Here is a 24,056-nt window from a genome sequence, read left to right as displayed (position 1 = left end):
CGCCCGGAATTGCACCTTGGGGTTGTGCTTCGAAAGCACTTTGGTGATCGCCGCCGTCAGCGTCGTCTTCCCGTGATCGATGTGCCCGATCGTCCCAATATTTAAGTGCGGTTTGCTCCGCTCAAATTTTTCCTTCGCCATGTGTCGCTCAGCTCCTCAGCGTGTGCTTGACGCCTAGTTGAAAACCCCCGGAAACTCGCCCTTCAGAAAACCAATTTCTTCCTGCGACTCGATGCGCTCCATCATCTCCCGCAAGTGCTGCCTACGCGCCACAGAATCGCGCTCCGCGCGCGCAACATACTTCAACTTTTCCTGCCACTCGCGCATATTCGTGCGAAACCACCACATACCCCGCGGCCCGTTCACTTCGCACCGACTTTGCCGGTCGCCTTGGAGATTACTTCCTCAGAGACATTTGCCGGCGTCTGCGCATAGTGCGAGAAATGCATCGTAAAGCTGCCGCGGCCCTGCGTGCGGCTGCGCAAGTCCGTTGCGTATCCGAACATCTCCGAAAGCGGCACTTCCGAGCGAATCACGTGGCTTCCCGCGCGAGTTTCCGTTCCCTGCACATGCGCGCGGCGCGAATTCAGGTCGCCAAAGACCTGACTCATATATTCTTCCGGGACGACCACTTCGACTTTCATGATCGGCTCGAGCAATTTCGGATGCGCGCGCCCGCACGCTTCTTTGAATGCCATCGAACCGGCGATTTTGAACGCCATTTCCGAGCTGTCGACTTCGTGATAGCTGCCATCTTCGAGCACCACGGCGATGTCCACCATTTCGTAACCGGCGAGCACACCATTTTCCATGGCTTCTTTGATACCCGCTTCGATTGGCGGAACGAACTCCTTGGGAATCGCCGCGCCAAAAATCTTGTCGATGAAGAGCAGTCGATGCTCTTTGTCGAAACGCCATTTCCCGCCCTTGCCCGCGACTTGCTTGGCTAGTTCGTCGAGCTCATCGGTGGAAAGCTCGTGCATATCCTCGTGGCTCGCGCCCGGCAGCGGATGCACGGAAAGCTTCGCGTGGCCATACTGACCGCGGCCGCCGGTCTGACGAATGTATTTTCCTTCGCCCGGCGCCTGCCTGGTGATGGTCTCGCGATAGGCCACCTGCGGACGGCCGACATTCGCCTGCACGCTGAACTCGCGCATCATGCGGTCCACGATAATTTCCAAATGCAACTCGCCCATGCCGGAGATCAGCGTTTGCCCCGTGTCTGGCTCGGTGTGCACGCGGAACGTGGGATCTTCTTGCGCCAGTTTGGCCAGCGCATTGCCCATTTTTTCCTGATCGGCTTTGGTCTTCGGCTCGATGGCAACGGAGATGACCGGCGCAGGGAATTCAATCGATTCGAGAACGATGGGCTTTTCTTCATCACACAGCGTGTCGCCGGTAGAAACGCTCTTCAAGCCCACGCATGCGGCAATGTCGCCCGCATCGATGGATTCTATTTCTTCCCGTTTATTGGCATGCATGCGCAGCAGGCGGCCAATGCGCTCGCGCGATTTCTTGGTCGAGTTGTAAACCGTCGCGCCGGATTTGCATACGCCCGAATACACGCGAATGTACGTGACGTGGCCGACGTACGGGTCGGTCATGATTTTAAAAGCCAGCGCAGAAAACGGCTGGTCATCGGCAGCGCGGCGCAGTTCGGGCTCTTCGGTATCGGGATTCACGCCTTCGACGGGCGGAATATCCGACGGCGCAGGGAGAAAATCCACAACGGCATCCAGCAGAGGCTGAATGCCTTTGTTCTTGAACGCCGAGCCGGCCAGCACGGGCACAAGCTTCAACGCAAGCGTGGAGCGGCGAATCGAAGCGCGCAGTTCGTCGGGTGTGAGCGTGTGTTCGGAAAGATACTTTGTCAACACGGCGTCGTCGTGCTCGGCAATGTACTCGACGACTTTCTCGCGGTGCTCTTTGTAGAACTCTGGGCTGATGGCCGAAGCCTTGATGGCTGCGGCGATTTCCGGACGCGTCTTCTGAAATGCCGGATCCCACAGCTTATCGAGCGCGACGTATTCATACTCGGCACCAAGCGTCTCCGCTTTCCAGACAATGGCGCGCTCGTCGATGAAATCAATCACGCCGATGAAGCTGTCTTCTTTGCCGAGGGGAAACTGGAGGGGGACGGGGTGGGCCGAAAGGCGCTGGCGCATCGTGCGGATGACGTGGTCAAAATCCGCTCCGGTGCGGTCCATCTTATTCACAAAGGCGATGCGCGGAACGCGGTACTTGTCCGCCTGGCGCCAAACCGTTTCCGACTGCGGCTGCACGCCAGCGACGGAATCGAAAATTCCGACGGCGCCGTCGAGCACGCGCAGCGAACGTTCGACTTCGACCGTGAAATCCACATGCCCCGGCGTATCGATGATATTGATGCGATAGGCTTGCCCATTGCGTTTCCACGCGGCGGTCGTCGCAGCGGAAGTGATGGTGATTCCGCGCTCGCGCTCCTGCTCCATCCAGTCCATGGTCGCGGTGCCTTCGTCGACTTCGCCGATCTTATAAGTCACACCCGTATAGAACAGGATGCGCTCGGTCGACGTGGTTTTGCCGGCATCGATGTGCGCCATGATCCCGATGTTGCGCATGCGGTCGAGTTGGAATTGCCGCGCCATGAAAATTTCGCCGCTTACCAGCGATAGTGGGCAAAGGCCTTGTTGGCCTCGGCCATGCGGTGCACATCCTCCTTCTTCTTCACTGCTCCGCCCTTGCTATTGGCTGCGTCCATGATTTCCTCAGCCAATTTGTCAGTCATGTTTTTTCCCGAACGTTCCCGCGCATAAAGAATCAGCCAGTGAATCGCCAGCGATTGCCGCCGGAACTGATTTACCTCTACGGGAACCTGATAGTTCGCGCCGCCAACGCGCCGCGTTTTCACTTCCAGCAGCGGCTTGACGTTCTCGATGGCTTTCTTGAAAACCGTCAGGGCATCGGAGTTCGTCTTTTGCGCCACGTTCTCCATCGCCTTATAGAAAATCGCCTGCGCCGTGGCGCGCTTGCCGTCGTACATCATGCTGGAAACGAACTTCTGCACCAGATCGCTTCCGTAGACCGCGTCGCCGGGGATCTTCCGGCGAATGACAAATCCTTTGCGTGGCATTCCGCTGCTCCCCTACTTCTGAGCGGCTTTGGGCCGCTTGGCGCCGTATTTCGAGCGCCCCTGCTTGCGATTTTCAACACCGGCGGCATCCAGCGTTCCGCGAATCACGTGATAACGAACGCCAGGCAAATCTTTCACGCGGCCGCCGCGAACCAGCACGATCGAGTGCTCCTGCAAATTGTGGCCGATGCCGGGAATGTATGTGGTCACTTCGGCCGAATTCGTGAGCCGCGCGCGGGCCACCTTGCGCAGCGCCGAATTTGGCTTCTTCGGCGTCTGCGTATAGACCCTCACGCAAACTCCGCGCTTTTCCGGGCAGCCTTCGAGCGCTGGCGATTTCGTTTTCGTCCGCAATTTCTCGCGGCCATATCGAACCAGTTGTGCAAACGTCGGCACGCTTCTCCCTCCGAAACGGGTAACCCGATTTCGTTTTTCCGCAGGGCGTACAAAGCCCAGGCAGATGCAGACAGGTGTAGAACAGAAAGGGCCGGTCAAGACCCCGAAGGAACCGGCAAGGTACTCCGCGCGGGCGTGCTCACAACATCCGGAACACATCCACTTCTACAGCGGAGAGCTTCAAACGGCTTTGCGGGGCAGGCGCCCCATTTCGGCCGTCCTCCCAAACCCCGTTCCTTCCTTCTCTGTTCCGGGGCGGGAAGAAACCCTTTCAGCACAATTCCAGCAACAAGTCCACCTACAAACCGGCGAGTATAAAGAAAGGACCTCCGACTGTCAACCCCAAACAGAAGAAAGATTTGGAGGGGAGCCGTATGCCTGCCGATGGAACTCGAAACTAGCAAAATTCTACCACGATCTTGCGCTCTAAGCCAGCATGTTTTGATCGTTTTCCATAGGTCTTTAGGGCCACAGGCTTCCGTAGAGACCGCCTCGCAACTTGCTAAGTCACGCGCTAGCAATTATTTACAAGGCTTCGTTCAAATCGGACCGTGTCACAGGTCCAGATCATACCGCAAACGAGCCATTTACAAAAATCGTCTACGGTAGAAATCTGCGCAGGACCTAAATTCTGGAAATTTTTCATTCCTCCTACTTTACGCAACGATAAAAGCTCACTAGACTTCTTTGCACTCATGAAACCGCACTATATTTACTCGATGTTTTGGGCACTTGTTGCACTGCTCGCTTTTTCGATTTTTTCGTCTTCCATGGCGCGCGCCCAATCGGCCTCCGCGGCGAAGTCAAATGCCGTAGCTGCGGCCGCAAACCCGTCGGCTCCGTTCGTCATCGAACTTTTCTCCAACAAAATCAGTTTCCAAAATGACGGGACGAGCGAGCGCCAGATCGATCTGCGGCTCAAAGTCCAAAGTGCGGAAGCAAATCAATCGCTGCACACGCTGGCATTCGATTACGACGCTTCGAACGAAACCTTCGCGCTCGCTTTTCTGCGCATCACGAAATCTGACGGAACAAGCACGGAAGCGAAGCCCGACATCGTGAGCGACCAACCCGCGCCGGTTGTGAAAACCGCCCCGGCCATCACCGACATTCGCGAAGCGCAACTTCACATCCCCACGCTTGCGCCCGGAGACGCGCTCAGTTACGAAGTGATCTTGAAAACAGTCACGCCTCCTGCTCCCGGCGAATTCTGGTACGAGCATAGTTTTCTATCGGACATCTCGGCGAACGACGAAGAGCTGCAGGTCAGCGTGCCGGCTGATCGCGCGATTCACATCAAGTATGCTCCGCAATTTGTGCCAGCCGTCACGACCCAGGGCGCGCGCAAAATTTATTTTTGGAAACGAACAAGCGCCGCGGCGACTCCGGTTCCGAATTCCTCAAGCGACAGCGCGGCGGCGAAGAATAAAACTCCCGATGTCGAGCTGAGCAGTTTCGCAGATTGGCAGGCACTCGGAAAATGGATGGGGGCACTCGAAAGCGCCGCAGAGAGGCCCGGACAGGAAATCCGCGATAAGGCCGCTGCACTCGTCGCAAATCAAGAAACTCATTCTGGCAAGATCGAGGCCTTATACGACTTCGCCGCGAAACAAGTCACGTATGTCCGCATGCCTATGCGGCAGGCCAACTTTCAGCCGCGCGGCGCAAGCAACGTTTTGAGCGCGGGCGTTGGCGACGATATTGATCTGTGCGCGCTGCTCGCCTCCCTGCTCACATCAACCGGTTTTCAATCCGATCTGATTCTGCTGCCCTCTGCAGGAAATTTTGATAAAAACCTGCCGACCCCGAGCGCATTCGATCACGCTATCCTCAAGGTCACTGCGGCGAAAGATGTGTACTGGCTCGATCCCTCCTCTGATGTTCTCCCATTTCGCATGCTGCCGCCGGCGGATCGAAACAAAGAAGTTCTCGTTATTTCTACCGCTGCGCCGGCAACCTTCGACAAAACGCCCGTGGACCCGCCATTCCCTTCGACCCAGCAGGTCGAAGTCAATGGCCGCGTCAGTTCGCTTGGCAAACTCAGCGCGGTGGTTCGCTATACGATGCGCGGCGACAACGAATTCGCGCTGCGAGTCGCGTTCCATGGCACACCGCAAGACCATTGGAAAAGCATCGCGCAAACCATGGCCGAGCTCGATGGCTTTCACGGGCAGGTGATCGACGTCAACGCGATGGACCCCACGGCAACAAAGGACCCATTTACTGTGTCGTTCACCATCGTCAACGAGAACTTCCTCGATTGGTCGCAGGCGAAGGCTGCGATTGCGCTTCCGCTGCCGACGTTCGGCCTGCCGGACGCGCCGCAGGACCCGGCCAAATCCCTTCCGCTTGGAAGTCCTTTGGACGTCACTACGAAGCTCACTTTGTCATTCCCGGCGAATATTTCTTGCCAGATGCCCGTGGGCGCGGCGATCACGCGCGACTATGCAGACTACCAATCTCATTATGACGCGCAAGAACATTCGCTGACCGCGCAGCGGACGCTTCGCTTTCTCGCGCATGAAATTCCCGCTGCTCGCCGCTCTGACTATCTCGCATTTACGCACGCGATCGAGCAGGATGAAAGCCAGCCGCTCCAGGTTGCGAACATCATTCCAGGAGTGCCCGCCGACGCCACAACGAGCCAGTTGATGGAAGCCGGCAATGCGGAACTAAAGTCTGGAAGTTATGCGAATGCACTACTGCTATTCGAGCAAGTGGCGCAACTGGCGCCAAACCAAAAAGACCTCTGGCTCGATATCGGAGTCGCTCAGCTTCAAACGGGAAAATACGAAGATGCGGCAACGTCTCTGCAAAAGCACTTGCAAGCGAATCCTGCCGACGAATCGGCGAATACTTTGCTGGGCATTGCCCTTTACAACTTGAAAAAGTACGACGAGGCTGTCGTCGCCTTCAAGAAGGAAATCGCCATAAAGCCTTTGGATCCCAACGCATACGAATACCTGGGAACCGTCTACGTCGACCAGAAGAAGTTTCCGGAGGCCGTATCGGAACTCGAAAAGGCGGCCGTGCTGGCTCCCAGCAGCGCCGCGGTCCGGCTGCGTCTCGGCGCGGCCTATCTCGGCGAAAACAAGAATACGGAAGCGCTGGGCGCATTCACGAAAGCGATGTCGCTCTCCTCTTCGCCGCTGATCGCCAACGAAGCTGCGTATCAACTCGCCACACACAGCGTTGCTCTTGAACAGGCCGCGACATTTGCATTGTCTGCCGTGAAGGCCGTTGAGTCGCAAATGGCTACCGCAGATCTCGGACACCTTACCGGGGAAATCTTTGGCGACGCCGCGGCGCTTCCAGCCGTCTGGGACACGCTGGGGTGGGTGCGTTTTCAGCAAGGCAAGTTGCAGGACGGTCTGGCTTTGATTCACGCAGCATGGGTTCTCGACGAGCGTGGCGATGTCGGCGACCATCTCGCGCAGATTTACGAAAAGCAGGGAGAAAAGGACCGCGCGATTCAGACCTACGTCCTTGCCCTTGCCGCCGGTGGAGCACCACCGGGTACGCGCGCTCGCTTGATCCGCTTGCTCGGCAGCAATATAGGGATCGACCAACGCGTTAAGCGCGCAGGCGGCGAACTTCTTGCGATGCACACGGTCTCCGTGCGAAATGCTGACGCGGTGACGGGAAAAGCCGCGTTTTTGATTTTGATGCAGTCCGGCGCTCCCCAACCCTCCGTAATCACGGCCAGGTTTCTTCGCGGCGATGATGCGCTCTCACCGTACGGCGACCGTATTCACGAAGCGCAATTCCCTGATATCTTTCCTTCCGGAAGCAACGCTCGCGTCATATTGCGGGGAGTCTTGACCTGCGCGGCGAAGACCAAGGCCTGCTCTTTCGTCTTCGATCCGCCGCACGATCTTCTGCTGCAACGGTAGCTTCAAATTTCGGGAGGCATGATGCTCAAATTGATGCGCTGGCCGGCGGTTCCTTGTTTTCTGCTGCTTTTGACGTTTGCCATCCATGCACAAACGCCGAACGCCCTCGCAAACGACATCCAGAAAATCATGAGCCGCCCTGAATTTGCGCACGCCATTTTCGGCGTCGAGATCTATTCGCTCGATTCGGGCAGAACGCTCTATGCCTACAATGCCGGCAAGCTCTTCGTTCCCGGTTCGACCACGAAGACATTGACGGAGGGTACCGAGCTGGCGCTTCTCGGTTCGGACTATCGCTTCCATACGAAGATTTACCGCACCGGCATCATCGGTGCCGAGGGCACGCTCGATGGCGATATCGTTCTCGTCGCCAGCGGCGACCCGAATCTCTCCGGCCGTATGCAAGCCGATGGCGCGTTGGCGTTTGAGAATTCCGACCATGCCTATGCCGCCGACATGCTCGATGCAAGAGTTGTTCCCGGCGATCCGCTGGCCGTCATCAACGATTTTGCCCGGCAAATTGCCGCACGCGGAATCCGCAAAATCGCTGGGCGAGTTCTGGTGGACATCAGTATGTTCGCGGAAGGGAAACCGGAGGCGGGTTCCGGCGCAATCGTTTCGCCCATCGTTGTGAATGACAACATCATCGACATCACCATCACGCCCGGCGCGCATGTCGGCGATGCGGCGACACTTCAAATTTCTCCACAAACAGCTTATGCGCAAATCGTGAATCACGTCGCGACGAGCCAAGCAGGTTCTGAGCGCCAGCTCGGATGGGGCGCAGACACTGTCGCATCTGATGGCACGCATACGGCCGTGCTCGAAGGAACTGTGCCGCTCGGCCAACTGCCATCGCTGTTTCCGTATGATGTTCCCACGCCGAGCCGCTTCGCTGAAATCGTTCTCACCGAGGCGCTCCAGCGCGCTGGTGTAACAGTCGGGAACTCCGGAATTGATAATTCGCAGCCGGAACAAACCGCGACACTCACGAAGTTCTACACGCCCGCAAATCTTATTGCTGAGCACGTCTCCACGCCGCTTTCGGAAGACATTAAAGTCACGCTGAAAGTCAGCCAGAACCTGCACGCGACTTTGACGCCTTATATTCTTGGCGCCGTGCTCGCCGGCAATCACGACGAAGCCGAACAGGCCGGCCTCGACGAAGAGCATGATTTTCTGCAAAAGGCAGGACTTGATCTGACGCAGGCTTCACAAGCCGAAGGCGCCGGCGGCCCAGGCGCGTTCTTCACGCCCGATTTCATGGTTCACTACCTTGCGTTTATCTCGCGCCAGAAGAATTTCGATATTTTCTACCGCGCGCTGCCGATTTTGGGCCGCGACGGCACGCTCTACAATTTGTTGCCGGATTCTCCCGCCGTTGGACACGTTCATGCCAAGACCGGCACGTTTGCGGAGTACAATGCCTTGAATCACACGCTCATGGTTACCGGAAAAGGATTCGCGGGATATATCGACGCCGCGGATGGCAGCCATCTCATCATCGCTGCCTACGTAAATAACGTCAGCGCGCCGCCGAATTTCGAAGCCGTCGAAAAAGTGGGAAATGCGCTCGCGGAAATCGCTGCGGCGGCGTATGCGGCTCCGGCACAATCCGCCCACTGACGCGACTGTGCTAAGATTGCCTCTCCGCGCAATTCATCGCAACGGACAAACGCAGGGAACGCGCCGCAATATGCCAAAAGTCGGTTTCGTGAGCCTCGGATGCCCCAAGAACCTCGTCGACAGCGAGGTGATGATGGGTATTCTTGCGCGTTCGGGCTACGAAATCACGCCGCGCGCTGCTGATGCGGATGTAATCGTCGTAAACACATGCAGCTTTATCGAGCCTGCACGCAAGGAATCCGTGGATTCGATTCTGGAAATGGCCGAATACAAGAAATTCGGCCGCGCTCAGAAGCTGATCGTCGCGGGGTGCCTGGTCGAGCGCTATCGCAACGAAATTCGCGAACAGATTCCCGAAGTGGACGCTGTGATCGGCACAGGCGAGGTCGAGAAGATTTTCGCTGCGTGCGAAGGCGAGATCGTTCGCGATTCTGAGCCTTCGCCGACGTTTCTTTATCACGATTTGACGCCGCGCATTTTGGCTACGCCGCGCCACACAGCGTACGTAAAAATCAACGAAGGCTGCGATCATCCCTGCTCATTCTGCATCATTCCGCAACTGCGCGGGCGATTTCGCAGCCGCCGGTTCGAATCTGTGATTCACGAAGCAGAAAATCTCGCAGCGGCGGGCGTGCGCGAAATCAATCTGATCGGGCAGGACACCACGTTCTATGGCGAAGACCTCGGTTTGCGCAATGGATTGCCGCTACTGCTCGAACGCCTCGCTGAAATCGAAGATCTCGACTGGATCCGCTTTCTTTATTGCTACCCCAATCGCATCACGCAGAAATTGCTCGATACCATCGCCGCGCACGAGCGCCTCGTGAAATATATGGACATTCCCCTGCAGCACGCCAGCCGTAGCGTCCTGGCGCGCATGAAGCGCGGCTCGAATGCGGACGCTTTTTTGAAAACGCTCGCGCGAATTCGGCGCACGATTCCCGGCGTATCCCTGCGCACTTCGTTCATCGTTGGTTTCCCCGGCGAAACGGAAGCCGATTTTCGCGAATTGTGTGACTTTGTGCGCGAAGCAGAATTCGATTGGATGGGCGTCTTCGCATATTCCGATGAAGAAACCGCGAAGAGCTACGCCTGCGAAGCAAAAATTGACGCCGACACCGTCGCGCGCCGCCGCGACGAGTTGATGGCCATTCAGCAGAAAATATCTCAGCGACAATTGCGCAAGAAAATTGGGAAGACCTTCACCGCGATGCTCGAAGGCCCATCGGCGGAAACCGAATTCGTCTGGACCGCGCGGCTCGAAGGCATGGCGCCGGACATTGACGGGAAGATTTATGTCACGGAAATCGCCGGCGTAAACGACTCTTCCGAATTGCCTCTGCCGGGCACGATGGCACGCGTCGAAATCACGGAAACGCGCGATTATGATTTGATTGGACGAGCCGTGGAAGTTTTCGCTCGCCCCGTGCGTCCGAATGGCGATCCCGAACCGGCGACGGTTTCGTCACAACCATTCCCCATCCTCGCCTAAGCTCGAAATGTTGATTACGGAAGACTGCCCTCTACTGCACAACGAAATGGCGTGCTAGTCTAAGCGCGACGCCCATGGAATGGCACTGTCCTATCTGCCGCAAAACCACGAATTCAGAAACCGATAAGGATTTTCCGTTTTGCAGCGAACGTTGCCGCCTGAACGGTCTGGGAAACTGGGCCCGCGAAAAATACGAGATCTCCGAGCCCGCACACGACGAATCCGAATCGGCGTCTGAATCGGCGATTGGCCAGACGACCGAGTCGGCGACACACTCACTCTCGGATTCACAAGAACCTTGCCCCTCGCATGGTCAAACAAATGGCCGCAGAAACTGAATCCGGGTCCGCGCAGCCGCCGCGAAAACCGCGCCTCTCGTTATTTTTCGCCACCGCGTGCGGGGTCGGTTACATTCCAAAGGCGCCGGGGACATGGGGCTCGCTTGTCGGCGTCGCGATTTATTGCATGCTGATCAGTATTCCTACGCGAATTGCACTCGACTTTTACTTGCACGGCGTTGATTACGTCATTTACGGCTGGCCTGTTGTCCCCATCGTCGCGCTGGTGCTCGCACTTTTCGGCGTTGTGACCGCGAGCCGGGTCGCGAAGTCCACCGGCAAAAAAGACCCGCAATTCGTCGTCATCGACGAAGTTTCGGGACAATCTCTCGCGTATTTTCTCGCTCTCGTGCCGCTGAACTGGAAATATCTCGCTTTGGGTTTTATACTTTTCCGGTTATTCGATATTTGGAAGCCTTTCCCCGCGCGGCAAGCGGAGTCGTTATCGGGTGGCTGGGGCATCATGGCGGATGATTGGGTCGCGGGTATCTATGCAGCGATAGGAATTTGGATCGCTAGAATACTGGGCCTATGAAACCTTGGAAAAGTTTTTCATGAACACGAACAGCATTCCGCGCATTGAAAGCGTTCAGCCGGCTGCGGCGATTCCGGGCGGCGAAGTTACCATTCGGGGCGCGGGATTCGTTAACGGAAACCATTTGCGCCCGGAGGTTCACTTCGGTGCAACGGCCGGCAGTCTCGTTCTCGCTTCCGAAAATATTCTTGTCGCGCGCGTTCCCGATGGCGCTGAAGGCGGCTCCGTCCGCATTAAATCGAACCACGCCGCCAGCCAGCCCTTCCCTATCGCGCTTGGCGAGTTGATTGGTGACAATCTGCACCCCGTCGCGAATCCTGCTGTGGATCGCGAAGGAAACGTCTACGTCACGTTCAGCGGCCAGCGCGGGCAGAAAGTTCCCGTGTCTCTTTACAAGGTGACGCGCGACCGCACCGTAAAACCATTTGTCACGCAGTTGATGAATCCCACGGGACTGGCCATGGATCGCGACGGCGTGCTCTATGTCTCTTGCCGCAACGACGGCACGATTCACCGCGTCATGCCCGATGGCCGGGCCGAACAGTGGGTCGAAGGCATGGGTATCGCCACGGGATTGGCGTTTGATCGCGCCGGAAATTTATACGTCGGCGACCGCAGCGGCACGATTTTCAAAATCGGCGCCGACCGCCAGATTTTCGTTTTCGCCACACTGGAACCGTCCATGTCTGCGTATCATCTCGCGTTTCATCCCAATGGCGATTTGTACGTGACCGGGCCGACGACTTCGAGTTTCGACCGCGTGCATCGCATCACGCCCGCTGGTGAAGTCGAAGTTTTTTTTCGCGGTCTGGGCAGGCCGCAAGGACTTGCCTTCGACCGCGCCGGTAATTTGTACGTTGCCGCTTCGCTTGCGGGCCGGCGCGGCGTCGCTTGCATCACTCCTGATGGCAACGCAGAGATCGCGCTCAGCGGAAATGGCATCGTTGGCCTGGCGCTCGAACATTCTGGCCGCGCGCTGATCGCCACCAACAATGCGCTCTATTCTCTCGACTGGAATGTCGAAGGTTTGTCTTTGAATTCTTGATTTACCGCACGAATCACTGAGACGAATTTTCTGTTCCTGCGTCTATAATTTGCGGGACGATGCAATTCCGGTGAGTGGAGGAAATCATGCGTGATCGCTTCCGCGAATTGCCCTCCGACGCTGAAAACGTTGCCGTACCATCAGAAGTGCTGGTTCGGAATCGCCGGAGCAATTTAAGTTGAGCTGTTCTTGATATCGGTCCCCAAAATGTGCCTCTTGCGAGCCGTGCACATGTTCGGTTACAACAATTCCGATGGATGCGGAGATTATCGCTGTCGGTTCTGAACTGCTCACTCCATATCGCCTGGACACGAATTCCCTTTTCCTCACCGCCGAACTTAATCGCCTCGGATTCCAGGTTCGCCGCAAAGTCGTTGTCGGCGATTACGACGAAGACCTAAAGGACGCTTTCCGTTGCGCTCTCGACCGCGCCGATGTTGTCGTTTCCTCCGGCGGCCTGGGTCCCACAGCCGACGACCGCACGCGCGAAATCGTCGCCGAATTGCTCGGTCGCAAGTTGAAACTCAACGACGCCATCCTTCGCCACATCCAAGAGCGATTCCGAAAGCTGGGCCGCACCATGCCGGAGGTAAACATGCGACAGGCCATGGTGCCCGAAGGCACCGAGCCGCTTGAAAATGCGCGCGGCACCGCCCCCGGCCTCTGGCTCGACGCCGGTGGAAAAATTCTCGTACTTCTCCCCGGCCCCCCAGCCGAATTGCAGCCCATGTTTGCAAACGAAGTGAAGCCTCGCCTCGCGCGCCGCGGCGGCAAGCTTCGGCTCTATACGCGCGAACTTCGCATCACCGGCTTGCCGGAATCCGAAGTCGATCAACGCATCGCTCCGATTTGCGCGCAGTATCCCGGCGCTGAAACGACCATCCTCTTTTCCGCCGGCGAAATTCAGTTGCACCCGCGCCTGTGGTCCGAAGATGAGCAGGCCGCGCTAAAACTCCTCGACCAGATCATCAAGGGATTCGCTCTGGCCCTCGGCGAACACTTGTTCACCACATCCGGTGAAACTCTTGAAGAGGTTGTTGCCCGGGAGCTTCAAGAGCATCAAGCAACGATCGCCGTGGCCGAAAGCTGCACAGGCGGAATGCTCGCGGCGCGACTAACTAACGTCGCCGGCAGTTCCGCGTATTTCCTTGGCGGCGTCGTTTCCTATAGCAACGATTTGAAATCCGCCTGGGTAGATGTCTCCAGAGAATTGCTCGAGTCCAAGGGCGCGGTCAGCTCCGAGGTTGCGCTGGCGATGGCCGACGGGATACGCCGCCGTGCCGGCTCGACGCTCGGCGTGGGCATCACGGGGATCGCCGGCCCCGGCGGCGGCAGCGCCGAAAAGCCTGTCGGTCTCGTGCATATCGCCATCGCCGACGAAAAGAGCCACAAGGAGCGTGGTTACCGCTTCCTGGGAGATCGCGACCGTATTCGCGCGTCGGCCACGCAAACCGCTCTCGACACGGTGCGCCGTTATTTCCTCTATACTCCCGCGGCGAAGGCATAGCCGTGCGCCTGTTCGTGGCCCTCGACGTGCCTCACGAGACCCGCGCGGCCCTCGATCCTCTCGTCCGCCGCTTTGAGAAAATCTGCGGGGACGCACGGTGGGTTCGCCTCGAAGGCGTCCACATCACTTTGAAATTCCTCGGCGAGGTTGACGACGCGCAAGGGCCCGAGATTCAAAGTGCTCTCTCATCCGTGCGCCAAGATAAATCCGTTCCCATCGTTTTCCGCGATTTTGGCTATTTTCCCAATGACCATCACCCTCGTGTGTTCTGGGCTGGCATTGAATCGGGGCCTGAACTCGCCGCTCTGGCTGCGAAAGTCGGAGCAAGCCTCGAACCCTTCGGTTTTCCGCAGGAGAAAAGGACTTTCTCTCCGCATTTGACGCTCGCTCGTTTCAAAACGCTGGAAGGGCTCGCGAAATTGAAGGAAGCCGTGGCTTCGCTTCCCTCCCGGGATTTCGGCCAGACTTCCGCTGTGCAATTCCATCTCTATCAAAGTGTGCTAAAGTCCAGCGGCGCCGTGTATAACAAGCTCGCGAGCTATTCTTTCGTCGAAAGCGCATCTTCGTGACGACGCTCTGGCCAATCCCTGTCGCCGCCTATCTTCTTGGCTCGATCCCCTTCGGCTACTTGATCGTCAAGCTGGGGAGCGGCTCCGACGTCCGCGCCTCCGGCAGCGGGAATATCGGTGCAACGAATGTTTCGCGTATTGCGGGGATCGGTGCTGGAATCGCTACGCTCTTGCTCGATGCAGGCAAGGGTTACCTCGCCGTCTGGCTCGCGCTCCGTTGGCCGCATTCCAATATCCGCTGGGTAATGGCCGCGGCTTTGGCGGCCATTGTCGGCCACATGTTTTGCTGCTGGCTCGGCTTTCGCGGAGGTAAAGGCGTCGCCACGGGTTTGGGCGTTTTCCTGGCGATTTCCTGGGAGGCGATGGCCGCGGCGATCTTGCTGTGGATTGTCGTGATTGCCTTCTGGCGGTATGTTTCGCTTGGCTCTATCGCTACTGCGGTCGCCTTGCCTTTTCTGGTTTATCTTTTTTATGCGCCGGGCCACGCGCCGCCGCGAGTCGTGTCCTTGACGAGTGTCGCGATCGCCGCCCTCATTATCTGGAAACATCGCGAAAACATCGCCCGACTCATCGCCGGAACCGAAAACAAGTTGACGCGCAAGAATTGATTTCTTCGACGCTCATGACAAAAAACAAAAGTTCGATGAAAAAGATTGCCATTATCGGCGCTGGCGGCTGGGGAACGGCTCTTTCCATCGTTCTGTCGCAAAGCTCTGTTGCCCATCGCATTGCGCTTTGGGCACGTGAAGAGGATGTCCGCGAATCGCTGCGAAAGGAGCGCAAGAACCCGGTCTTTCTCCCGGGATTCGCGATTCCCGAACAAGTCGAAGTGGCCTCTGCAATCCCCGAAGCCGTGCAGGATGCGGACTTCATCATCGGCGCAATGCCCTCGGCTCATGCCCGTGCGCTCTATTCCCAAATTCTTTCGCACGCTTCGCCCCGAGCTGTCGTCGTCAGCGCAACGAAGGGTCTCGAACCTAAATCTTACCTTCGCATGACGCAGGTAATCGCGGACCTTCTCCCCCCGAAATCCCGCCATCCTATCGCTGCTATTTCCGGCCCTTCCTTCGCCAAGGAAGTCGCGCAAGGCGATCCCACCGCTATTGTCGTGGCATCCGCGAACTCACCGGCAGCCCGCGAAATTCAGCAGGAATTCTCGGGCCCGGCGCTGCGGCTTTATACAAACGCAGATGTCACGGGCGTCGAAATCGGCGGCGCGGTGAAGAACGTCATTGCCATCGCGGCTGGAGTCGCCGAAGGTCTTGGACTCGGCCACAACACCATCGCCGCTCTCATCACGCGCGGCCTTGCCGAAATCATGCGCCTCGGCACGGCTCTCGGCGCGCGGCGCGAGACTCTCGCGGGGCTTGCCGGCTTGGGCGACCTCGTCCTGACATGTACAGGCGAACTGAGCCGTAACCGCCGCGTCGGCATCGAACTCGGCCATGGAAAGAGACTCGACGAGATTCTCGCCTCCACATCCACAGTCGCCGAAGGCGTAGGAACCACGGCAGCTGCTCTGGCCCTCGCGCGAAAAGCCAAAATCGAAATGCCCATTGCGGCCCAGATGCACGGCCTCTTGTACCAGGGCCGTTCTCCCCATGACGCCATCCGCGAACTGATGCACCGGCCCCTCAAGGCCGAATAGGCCAGCGCCTCCCTGTCCGTTCCAATGCGTCAATAGGTAGTACTTTAGGCCAGTTGTTCCCGGGTGCAGCATTCCGTAGGATTTTCAGGTAGGTACATTCGTGTCTCAAAAACCACTTGCAACCACGGGCATGCGCCGCGTGCGCATTCTGTGGATCGTCCTGGCCGCATTGCTGCTCACCAGCGCACTACCACTCTATCTCTATCATCGGGAAGTGCTTCGTCTTAGCGAAGACAAGCTCCAGGATACCGAGCGCCTGCAACAGTCAGAAATCACGCGGTCCCTCGCCAGCGAGACCCTGCAGTTTGAGTCGAATTTGAGCGAGCAGTTGGAAAGCCAGCGACAAATGCTGGCCCTGACCGGCTGGATTCAGAACGTCAGCGACCCAACCCACGGCCCGCAGCTAAGCCGCATGCTGCAGAACATTCTGCAAAACAACCACGACATCCTTTACGTCACTGCCATCGGCCAGGACTCCAAGGGCCAGGCTGCCGAAAGCGTTCCTGGTGCTGATAAGGATCCCTTTGTAGACGCCGCGCTCAAGCGCGCATTCACAGCCAGCGTTCAGGGTGTGAACTGGGTCAGCGGAACGTTCGCGCTCGGGCAGAATAACCGTCCTGCCATGGTGATTTCCATGCCCCTGATGTCCGACGGCCGCTTCACCGGAATGCTCGCCGCGGTTGTCTCGCTGGATCGCGTCGTGGCACGCCTGAAGGATGCGAGCGTGCGCTATCGGACTGTGTTCGTAGTCAACGGCGAAGGCCGCATCGTCGTCCATCCGGACACAATGAACATGGTTCCCGGCCGCGACCTCAGCTCCAACGCGGTCGTCGGCCAATTCAAACACACTCCCCAGGAGTTGCGAACCACGGAAACGACGCAATTCACTCAAGAACAGAACAACAAGCCGGTCGAAATGATCGGCACGTACAGCACAATTCCCGAACTCCACTGGGCCGTCATCGCGGAACGCGACATGGCTCAAGCGCGTGTCGATGCCGGCGTGCAGGAATTGACCACCGAGGCTCTGCGCTTCGTCATTGCCGTTACGCTCATCGCCTTGCTGGTTGGCTATCTGTCCGCTCTTGGCATCACCCGTCCCATCCAGGGTCTCGTTCACTCCACGAGAGCCATTGCACGCGCCGAATTCCATGAGCGAGCGCCGGTGGAAGGCGCAGCAGAAATCACCGAACTGGCTGAAACCTTCAACAGCATGGCTGACGACATCGAGAAGTACGTCGATCGCCTGCAAATGGCCGCAAACGCCAATCGCGATTTGTTCATGGGCTCCATCCGCATGCTCGCCGCGGCCATTGACGAGAAGGATCCCTATACCCGGGGCCATTCTGGCCGCGTCGCGAAGTATTCTCTGATCATCGGCAAGGAATTGGGCCTCGACGCCGAAGCTCTCGATAAGATCCGCATCTCCGCCCTATTGCATGACGTCGGCAAGATCGGCGTCGACGACCACGTCCTGAAAAAGCCCGGCAAGCTGACTGATGAAGAATTCACCCTGATGAAGCAGCATCCGGTAAAGGGCGCCAACATCATGCGGCCCGTCGCGCAATTGAAGGAAATGCTCCCGGGCATCGAGCTTCACCACGAGCGCATGGACGGCAACGGCTATCCCTATGGTCTTGCGGGAGATCAAATTCCCATGATGGCGCGCATCATTGCCGTCGCCGACACCTTTGACGCCATCACCACCAATCGTCCCTACCAATCAGCCATGGATTTGGATTACGCCATGAATCGCATTCAGCAACTTGCCGGTTCGAAGTTCGACGTGGACGTCGTCGGCGCCATTCAAAATGCGGTGAGAACCGGCAAACTAAAGCTCAGTCCCTCGCTCGTCGAAGTCGAAGTCTGATTCAGCTCAATTCCCGTCACCCGAAGCCATCGGCGTCTCCTGCGCATTCACAGCCTGCCAGCGCCCTTGCCGAAATGTAAATACGTCCGTGAAGAGCGCCCGGTGCGGAGGGCCGCCGGGTGGCAGAGCCAGGACAACTCCATTCGCAATTGCCGTACTCCCATAAACGCGAACTTCCAGTTGCTCAAACTTGTGCACGCCCGGAAAAGCGTTTGGATGCGCCTTCACATAATCAATATGCTCCCGCTTGGAAATCATTCCCTCCGGCACGACATGAACAAAATCGTCTCCCAGAATCGACTCCAGTACAGCGGGTTTGTTTTCATTCGCGAGCCAGCGGTGCTCCAACCGGATGACCGCCTGTTGCGCGTCCGGCGCTGCATTTTTCGCTGCTACTCGATCTTGGGCAAACGCAGTCGCCGCGGCAGCCATGAAAATCACTATCGCCATCGTCTTCTTGACGCGCTTCATCCCCATGCTTTTCTCCCTTTTCGGATTTGCGGCCGCCCTAATCCGCCTGCGCCGGTTCTGATCACGCCTCTTCCAATTTACTCTTACCCTGCACTTTGACAACTGCCCTTTCCCAAACCCTCCTCTGCTAGAATGTTCATTTCGGTATCGCCGGTAGGACATTATGGTTTCCCTCTTCGGAAAATCCGAAAAAGGTGAATCGCTCTTCGAGCGCTTCAAGAATTCCGTCGCCCGCACGCGCTCGGAGTTTTCCGCGCGCCTCGAGCAGTTGTTCACCGGCGATCGCCCTGTTGACCCCGCCCTTCTGGCGCAGCTCGAGGCTACTCTGCTCAGCGCGGACATCGGTGTGAGTACCACCAAAGAAGTTCTCGCCACGCTCCGGCGGCAGGTCACCGAGCACAAGCTTTCCGGCTCCGCCGCGCTGAAAGCCGAGCTGAAAAATCAAATCGTTAGCATTCTCTCTACGCCAGGGCCCACGAACGGTACGCAGCCTCCGCTGCCTCCCGAAGTGATTTTCGTCGTCGGAGTCAACGGCACGGGCAAGACCACAACCATCGGCAAGCTCGCGCATCGCCTCCACTCCCAGGGCCGCTCCGTGATGCTCTGCGCCGCGGATACGTTTCGCGCCGCAGCCATCGAGCAGCTCGACGTCTGGGCCAAACGCTCCGGCGTCGAAATGGTCCGGCAAAAGGCCGGCGCGGATCCCGCTGCCGTTGTGTTCGACGGGGTTTCTGCAGCGAAAGCGAAAAATATCGACACCGTGATCGTCGACACCGCTGGCCGCCTGCACACAAAATCCAACCTGATGGCCGAGCTCGAAAAAATGAAGCGCACCGCGTCAAAAATTGTTCCCGGCGCGCCTCACGAAGTTTTGCTCGTCATGGACGCCACCACCGGTCAGAACGGCCTTGCGCAGGCGCGCGAATTCACCGGCCACGTCGGTGTCACTGGAATTGTCCTGACGAAACTCGACGGCACCGCCAAAGGCGGCATTGTCGTGGCCATTTCACGCGAGCTCGGTCTGCCAATTCGATTTGTCGGCACCGGCGAGCAACGGGACGATTTGGTGCCCTTTGACGCCCAAACCTACGTCAACTCTCTCTTTGACTGAACACGCGCAACAACTCGCCGACGCTACCTGGATGGCCCGCGCGCTGATTCTCGCTCATCGCGGCGTCGCGCAGGCCCATCCGAATCCGCTGGTTGGCGCCGTCATCGTGAAAAACGATCGCATCGTAGGCGAAGGTTTTCACGCTTACGATGGTCGGCACCACGCCGAGGTCATAGCTCTTGATCGCGCGCAAGGCGATGCCCGCGGCGCAACTCTGTACGTCAATCTCGAACCCTGCTGCCACACTGGCCGCACCGGCCCGTGCACGCAGGCGATTCTCCAGTCGCGCCTGAAGCGCGTGGTCATTGCAATGAACGATCCCAACCCTGCCGTTGCCGGCCGGGGCATTCGCGAATTGCAGAAAGCGGGAATCGAAGTGCGCGTGGGTGTGCACGAAGCCGAAGCCCGGCGCCTGAATGAGGCCTTTGCCAAATGGATTCGCTCGAAACTTCCCTTCGTCATGCTGAAAACCGCGCTCACTCTTGATGGCCGCATCGCCGCGCGCACCGGCAGCGCCACGTGGCTCACGTCTCCCGAGTCCCGCGAAGAAGTGCAGCGCATCCGCCACGCCTCCGATGCGCTCCTCACTGGCATCGGTACCGTGCTCATCGACGACCCGCGCATGTCGGACCGCAGCGGTTTGCCTCGCCGCAGACCGCTTCTGCGCGTCATCTTGGATTCGAAGCTCCGCATGCCGATCAGTTCGCAAATCGTGAAGGCCGCGAAGGGCGACGTCTTGATTTTCACCGCTAGTTCTGCGACCTCTTCCAAAGCGCGCGCCTTGCAAAAAGCTGGCATCGAAGTGGTTCAAATCCCCTCTCGCGCAGGCGGTCTCGATCTCCGCCGCGTCCTCCGCGAATTGGGCCATCGCGAAATCCTCTCTCTTCTCGTCGAGGCCGGCGCGCAGCTTAACGGCGCCGTTCTTTCCTCGGGAATTGTGGATAAGATGATTTTGTTTTACGCTCCCAAGGTTCTGGGCGGCGGAGTTCCTATGGCCGCGTTTCCGTCGCGGCCTCTCGCAAAGTTCTCGCCGCTCACGAATCTATCATTTCGGCAGTTCGGTCCTGATTTCATGGTCGAAGGCTATTTTCACGATGTTTACCGGCATCATTGAGCATCTCGGAAAAATCGAAAAACTGGCGCGAACCGATGAGGGCGGCCGTCTGAAAGTGCGCTTCGCCAAAAATCCGCCGGCCGAAGGCGACCTTCGCATCGGCTCGAGCATTTCCGTGAACGGTTGTTGCCTCACCGTCGTGGAATTGGACAAGGCTTCTTTCTCCGCCGATCTTTCCGCCGAGACCCTGCGTCGCACGGCCTTCTCGAAGTTCGAAGCCGGTCATATCGTCAATCTGGAACTACCCCTTCGCGCTGGCGATCGTCTCGGCGGCCATTTCGTTCAAGGCCACGTGGACGGCGTCGGCCGTGTGGCGCGCATGGAGCCCGAAGGCGAAAATTGGTGGCTTGCTGTGAGGGTTCCGGAGGATTTGCAAAAATATATAGCCGAAAAAGGTTCGCTCGCCGTCGACGGCGTCAGCCTGACAGTGGCGCGCTGGCGCAACGGCGTCGCCGATTTCGCCATTATTCCTCACACGCGCGCGCATACGAATCTGATCGAAATTTCCGAAGGCGACCCTGTAAATCTCGAATGCGACATTCTCGCGAAATACGTCGAAAGCCTGATGAACAACCGCGCCGAATTCGCTGCGGAGCGATGGACAGTCGAAAAGCTCATCGACGAGGGATTTTGATACCCGCACGGTGCAATTTCGATTCGGCGAGCCCGTTATGAGCGACGCACGCACCTATGATGTCGTAGTCGTCGGCGCAGGAGTCTTCGGCGCTTGGACGGCCTACAACCTCGCGCGTCAAGGCTCGCGAGTATTCCTCGCCGACGCTTTTGGCACCGCTAACAGCCGCGCCAGCTCCGCCGGCGAATCGCGCATTATTCGCATGAGCTACGGCGCCGACGAAATTTATACGCGCTGGTCGATGCGTTCCCTCGACCTCTGGCGTCAGTTCTGCGAGGAAACCGGCGCACGCCTCTTCCATCGCACCGGCGTTCTTTGGCTGACTCGCGAGACCGATCCTATGGCTCTTGCGACTCTCGCAACCTTCGCCAAACTCGGCGTGCCTCACAAAAAACTTTCCCACGACGAAATTTCCAAGCGATTTCCCATGATCGCCAGCCAGGATTCCGAGTGCGCCATTTACGAACCCGAAAGCGGCGCGCTGATGGCTCGTCGCGCAGTGCAGACCGTCGTCGAAGAATTCCAAAAATATGGCGGCACGTACCAAATCGCCGAAGTCGAAGCGCCCAGCGGCAGCGGGCACGCTGCCGCGCTCACCACGTGGAGCGGCGAATCGCTCCGCGCGGGCAATTACGTCTTCGCCTGCGGCCCTTGGCTCCCGAAAATCTTCCCCGCGCTTCTCGGCCAGCGCATTTTCCCGTCGCGTCAGGAAATTTATTTCTTCGGCGTCCCACCCGGAGATCGCAGCTACTCCCTCGGCAATTTCCCCACGTGGCTCGACGTCGGCAGCCTGATGTACGGCATCCCAGACATCGAAGGCCGCGGCTTCAAAGTCGCTAGCGACGCGCATGGCCCCGCCGTCGATCCCAACACACTCGAACGTGTCGCGGGCGAAACTTTGCCGCTCGTTCGCGATTATGTCCGCCGCCGTTTCCCCTCTTTACGCGACGCTCCGGTCATCGAATCGCGTGTCTGCCAGTATGAAAACACCTCGAGCGGCGATTTTCTGATTGATCGTCATCCGGATTTCGAAAATGTTTGGCTGGTGGGCGGTGGCTCAGGCCACGGCTTCAAGCATGGCCCTGCTCTTGGCGAATATGTCTCGCGTCTCGTTCTCGAAGGCGGCGAAACCGATGCGCGCTTTTCCCTTGCCTCGAAGCAAACTGTTCAGAAACGCGCTGTTTACTGAAATGGCGGATGGAATCGTCAAAAGGGAAAAGCATCCGCGCGGCAGGCCGTGCGTGATTTGCTTCACGTCATCAAAACTTTTCTGGACTTCTCGCGCGCCCCGCGCCAGTAAAGAATCAACCCAAACAGGATCGTGACCAGCGTTCCCACCACAAGTTTCGTCACAAATAGCAATTTGTCCGCTGAATCGCCCGGAGGGATGAAGGAAAGCACGATGCCCAGGGCCGTCACGCTGAACCCCAGCATCGCCGCGACCCACACGCCCAATTTGCCTCCGGGAATCAGCACTGCGCGTGGATTCGCCTTGCGGTCCGCGCGATAGGCCAGCCGGATCGCCGACGCGTACATGTACAAAAAGGGAATGAAATACAGAATGTCGCAGATATCCACCAGCACCTGATACGAGGATTGCGTCGTCTCGTTGATTTGCGCCAGCAGCAAAATCGCTCCCGAAAGAATCGCCTGCACCAGAATCGAAACATACGGCGTGCGCCATTTCGGATGAACTTTGCCGAATGCCTTTGGCAAATACCGGTCAATTCCCGCAACAAATGGCACCCGCGCAATTCCTGCGACCGTAGAGCCAACTCCACCAGCATTTCCAATCGTCACTAGCGCCGCCGCGAGGATACCAAAGAATCCAATTTTCAAAACCGCCGAACCTGCGGTAATCGCTTGGAAAACTCCGCTCAGTGGATCCACCTGCGGTGCCTGAACCAGCCCCAGCACAGCCATCGTGCCGGCAGTATACATAAACACGACCGCTGCTCCCGCTCCCCAAACCGCGCGCGGCAGCGTCCTTTGCGGGTCGCGCACTTCCTCGCTCATCGTCGCCGCAAGCTCGAAACCCGCAAAACCGAAAACCATCTGCGGCCAGAAGTTCACCGTCGCCTGGTTCCACACCGGCATCACGTTTCGCCACGTGAAATGCGTCAGCGAACCGTGAACGTGCCAAATCCATGCGCTGATTCCCACAAGCATTAGCAAAGGAAGGTAGGTCGCCATTCCGCCCGCGTTTTGCAGCCACTTTCCGATGTTCACGCCGATGAGATTGAAAAACACGGCGACAAACAGCAACACGAAGCTGCCCATCACCAGAAATTCCCGGTTGGTCGCGAGGGACGCATGCCCTTCTCCGCCGATGTACGCCGCCATGGACGCGCTCGCCATCAACAGCCCCGGAAAATAAAACACCGTGTAAATCCAGTACGTCCACCCCGCCACGAATCCGTGGAAATCGCCAAACGCTTCCTTCGACCACGAGTACAATCCGCCTTCGTTCGGGTAGCGCGTCGAAAGCTCATTGATGACGAATGCGCTCGGAACGAAAAACAGCAACGCCGCGAGAATCCACAGGCTTATGGAAGAAGTGCCGTTGTGTCCCGCTGCGGCCAGCCATCGCGGCCCCAGCACCGTCACAACATTGAAGAGCAGGATGTCCCAAAATCCGAGGACACGCCGCAGTTGCAGCTTCGGATCAGCAGACTCCCTGGAACTCATCGGCGCG

Annotated in this window: 21 protein-coding genes; 14 read left to right on the top strand and 7 right to left on the bottom strand. The window is 58.0% G+C overall.

The features are described from left to right. From VGR81_05005 to rpsL, 5 genes are all read right to left on the bottom strand, one after another. The coding region (locus tag VGR81_05005; protein HEV2288294.1) for a GTP-binding protein at positions 1–141 on the bottom strand (141 nt) is incomplete at its 3' end. 33 nt (positions 142–174) lie between these two features. Then, positions 175–348 (bottom strand): hypothetical protein, encoded by a 174-nt coding sequence (locus VGR81_05000; GenBank protein ID HEV2288293.1) that lies wholly within the window; start codon positions 346–348, stop codon positions 175–177. A 14-nt stretch (positions 349–362) separates the two neighbouring features. After that, the gene (gene fusA, locus VGR81_04995) at positions 363–2,627 is read right to left on the bottom strand and encodes an elongation factor G (protein ID HEV2288292.1); all 2,265 of its coding nucleotides are present in this window, start codon (positions 2,625–2,627) and stop codon (positions 363–365) included. A gap of 14 nt (positions 2,628–2,641) precedes the next feature. Continuing rightward, a complete protein-coding gene (rpsG, locus tag VGR81_04990) occupies positions 2,642–3,112 on the bottom strand; it encodes a 30S ribosomal protein S7 (protein ID HEV2288291.1) in 471 nt (156 codons plus the stop codon). Positions 3,113–3,124: 12 nt separating this feature from the next. Beyond that, positions 3,125–3,508: a 30S ribosomal protein S12 gene (gene rpsL, locus VGR81_04985; protein ID HEV2288290.1), complete on the bottom strand. Its 384-nt coding sequence runs from the start codon at positions 3,506–3,508 to the stop codon at positions 3,125–3,127. Positions 3,509–4,203: 695 nt separating this feature from the next. Here rpsL and VGR81_04980 point away from each other — a divergent pair. The 10 genes from VGR81_04980 to VGR81_04935 all read left to right on the top strand — a co-directional run bounded on the left by VGR81_04980 (position 4,204) and on the right by VGR81_04935 (position 18,031). Continuing rightward, positions 4,204–7,401, top strand: a complete 3,198-nt coding sequence (locus tag VGR81_04980; protein HEV2288289.1) for a DUF3857 domain-containing protein — start codon at positions 4,204–4,206, stop codon at positions 7,399–7,401. 18 nt (positions 7,402–7,419) lie between these two features. After that, complete coding sequence (dacB, locus tag VGR81_04975) at positions 7,420–9,027, top strand: D-alanyl-D-alanine carboxypeptidase/D-alanyl-D-alanine-endopeptidase (GenBank protein ID HEV2288288.1); 1,608 nt, start codon at positions 7,420–7,422, stop codon at positions 9,025–9,027. A 70-nt stretch (positions 9,028–9,097) separates the two neighbouring features. Beyond that, positions 9,098–10,519 carry a 30S ribosomal protein S12 methylthiotransferase RimO gene (rimO, locus tag VGR81_04970; GenBank protein ID HEV2288287.1) on the top strand — a complete coding sequence of 474 codons (1,422 nt, stop codon included), beginning with the start codon at positions 9,098–9,100 and terminating at the stop codon, positions 10,517–10,519. A 309-nt stretch (positions 10,520–10,828) separates the two neighbouring features. Beyond that, positions 10,829–11,392, top strand: coding sequence for a phosphatidylglycerophosphatase A (locus VGR81_04965; GenBank protein ID HEV2288286.1), 564 nt, complete (start codon positions 10,829–10,831; stop codon positions 11,390–11,392). A gap of 19 nt (positions 11,393–11,411) precedes the next feature. After that, positions 11,412–12,437: an IPT/TIG domain-containing protein gene (locus VGR81_04960; GenBank protein HEV2288285.1), complete on the top strand. Its 1,026-nt coding sequence runs from the start codon at positions 11,412–11,414 to the stop codon at positions 12,435–12,437. Positions 12,438–12,690: 253 nt separating this feature from the next. Then, the gene (locus tag VGR81_04955) at positions 12,691–13,944 is read left to right on the top strand and encodes a competence/damage-inducible protein A (protein ID HEV2288284.1); all 1,254 of its coding nucleotides are present in this window, start codon (positions 12,691–12,693) and stop codon (positions 13,942–13,944) included. 2 nt (positions 13,945–13,946) lie between these two features. After that, the gene (gene thpR, locus VGR81_04950; GenBank protein ID HEV2288283.1) at positions 13,947–14,513 is read left to right on the top strand and encodes an RNA 2',3'-cyclic phosphodiesterase; all 567 of its coding nucleotides are present in this window, start codon (positions 13,947–13,949) and stop codon (positions 14,511–14,513) included. Then, positions 14,510–15,121 carry a glycerol-3-phosphate 1-O-acyltransferase PlsY gene (gene plsY, locus VGR81_04945; protein HEV2288282.1) on the top strand — a complete coding sequence of 204 codons (612 nt, stop codon included), beginning with the start codon at positions 14,510–14,512 and terminating at the stop codon, positions 15,119–15,121. Before thpR ends, plsY begins: the two co-directional genes overlap by 4 nt. Positions 15,122–15,135: 14 nt before the next feature. After that, on the top strand, positions 15,136–16,161 hold the full coding sequence (locus VGR81_04940; GenBank protein ID HEV2288281.1) for an NAD(P)H-dependent glycerol-3-phosphate dehydrogenase: 1,026 nt from the start codon (positions 15,136–15,138) through the stop codon (positions 16,159–16,161). 100 nt (positions 16,162–16,261) lie between these two features. Beyond that, positions 16,262–18,031, top strand: a complete 1,770-nt coding sequence (locus VGR81_04935; protein ID HEV2288280.1) for an HD domain-containing phosphohydrolase — start codon at positions 16,262–16,264, stop codon at positions 18,029–18,031. 6 nt (positions 18,032–18,037) lie between these two features. Here VGR81_04935 and VGR81_04930 read toward each other — a convergent pair whose 3' ends face one another. Further along, positions 18,038–18,502, bottom strand: coding sequence for a nuclear transport factor 2 family protein (locus tag VGR81_04930; protein ID HEV2288279.1), 465 nt, complete (start codon positions 18,500–18,502; stop codon positions 18,038–18,040). Between the two features lie 163 nt (positions 18,503–18,665). On the opposite strand from VGR81_04930, the gene ftsY reads away from it, so the two are divergent. From ftsY to VGR81_04910, 4 genes are read left to right on the top strand one after another with little or no spacing between them, the layout of a single operon-like run. Then, positions 18,666–19,613: a signal recognition particle-docking protein FtsY gene (gene ftsY, locus VGR81_04925; GenBank protein ID HEV2288278.1), complete on the top strand. Its 948-nt coding sequence runs from the start codon at positions 18,666–18,668 to the stop codon at positions 19,611–19,613. Further along, positions 19,606–20,727 carry a bifunctional diaminohydroxyphosphoribosylaminopyrimidine deaminase/5-amino-6-(5-phosphoribosylamino)uracil reductase RibD gene (gene ribD, locus VGR81_04920; GenBank protein HEV2288277.1) on the top strand — a complete coding sequence of 374 codons (1,122 nt, stop codon included), beginning with the start codon at positions 19,606–19,608 and terminating at the stop codon, positions 20,725–20,727. The genes ftsY and ribD overlap by 8 nt, the downstream gene beginning before the upstream one ends. Next, complete coding sequence (locus VGR81_04915) at positions 20,708–21,361, top strand: riboflavin synthase (GenBank protein ID HEV2288276.1); 654 nt, start codon at positions 20,708–20,710, stop codon at positions 21,359–21,361. The genes ribD and VGR81_04915 overlap by 20 nt, the downstream gene beginning before the upstream one ends. 37 nt (positions 21,362–21,398) lie before the next feature. Then, positions 21,399–22,550, top strand: a complete 1,152-nt coding sequence (locus VGR81_04910) for an FAD-dependent oxidoreductase (protein HEV2288275.1) — start codon at positions 21,399–21,401, stop codon at positions 22,548–22,550. A 62-nt stretch (positions 22,551–22,612) separates the two neighbouring features. Here VGR81_04910 and VGR81_04905 read toward each other — a convergent pair whose 3' ends face one another. Then, the gene (locus VGR81_04905) at positions 22,613–24,049 is read right to left on the bottom strand and encodes an APC family permease (GenBank protein ID HEV2288274.1); all 1,437 of its coding nucleotides are present in this window, start codon (positions 24,047–24,049) and stop codon (positions 22,613–22,615) included. Between the last annotated feature and the right edge of the window lie 7 nt (positions 24,050–24,056).

This window comes from Candidatus Acidiferrales bacterium (assembly GCA_035934015.1).
Classification (GTDB): domain Bacteria; phylum Acidobacteriota; class Terriglobia; order Acidiferrales; family UBA7541; genus DAHUXN01.
This window is presented reverse-complemented; position numbering and strand designations above follow the sequence as displayed.

Bases quoted from the DNA above. Each gene is read 5' to 3' on its own strand.
- VGR81_04955 (HEV2288284.1), top strand. From the start codon at position 12,691: ATGGATGCGGAGATTATCGCTGTCGGTTCTGAACTGCTCACTCCATAT.
- VGR81_04980 (HEV2288289.1), top strand. From the start codon at position 4,204: ATGAAACCGCACTATATTTACTCGATGTTTTGGGCACTTGTTGCACTG.
- VGR81_04960 (HEV2288285.1), top strand. From the start codon at position 11,412: ATGAACACGAACAGCATTCCGCGCATTGAAAGCGTTCAGCCGGCTGCG.
- ftsY (HEV2288278.1), top strand. From the start codon at position 18,666: ATGGTTTCCCTCTTCGGAAAATCCGAAAAAGGTGAATCGCTCTTCGAG.
- fusA (HEV2288292.1), bottom strand. From the start codon at position 2,627: ATGGCGCGGCAATTCCAACTCGACCGCATGCGCAACATCGGGATCATG.
- VGR81_05000 (HEV2288293.1), bottom strand. From the start codon at position 348: ATGTGGTGGTTTCGCACGAATATGCGCGAGTGGCAGGAAAAGTTGAAG.
- VGR81_04930 (HEV2288279.1), bottom strand. From the start codon at position 18,502: ATGAAGCGCGTCAAGAAGACGATGGCGATAGTGATTTTCATGGCTGCC.
- VGR81_04910 (HEV2288275.1), top strand. From the start codon at position 21,399: ATGAGCGACGCACGCACCTATGATGTCGTAGTCGTCGGCGCAGGAGTC.
- rpsG (HEV2288291.1), bottom strand. From the start codon at position 3,112: ATGCCACGCAAAGGATTTGTCATTCGCCGGAAGATCCCCGGCGACGCG.
- rimO (HEV2288287.1), top strand. From the start codon at position 9,098: ATGCCAAAAGTCGGTTTCGTGAGCCTCGGATGCCCCAAGAACCTCGTC.
- VGR81_04915 (HEV2288276.1), top strand. From the start codon at position 20,708: ATGTTTACCGGCATCATTGAGCATCTCGGAAAAATCGAAAAACTGGCG.
- VGR81_04905 (HEV2288274.1), bottom strand. From the start codon at position 24,049: ATGAGTTCCAGGGAGTCTGCTGATCCGAAGCTGCAACTGCGGCGTGTC.
- dacB (HEV2288288.1), top strand. From the start codon at position 7,420: ATGATGCTCAAATTGATGCGCTGGCCGGCGGTTCCTTGTTTTCTGCTG.
- VGR81_04940 (HEV2288281.1), top strand. From the start codon at position 15,136: ATGACAAAAAACAAAAGTTCGATGAAAAAGATTGCCATTATCGGCGCT.
- VGR81_04965 (HEV2288286.1), top strand. From the start codon at position 10,829: ATGGTCAAACAAATGGCCGCAGAAACTGAATCCGGGTCCGCGCAGCCG.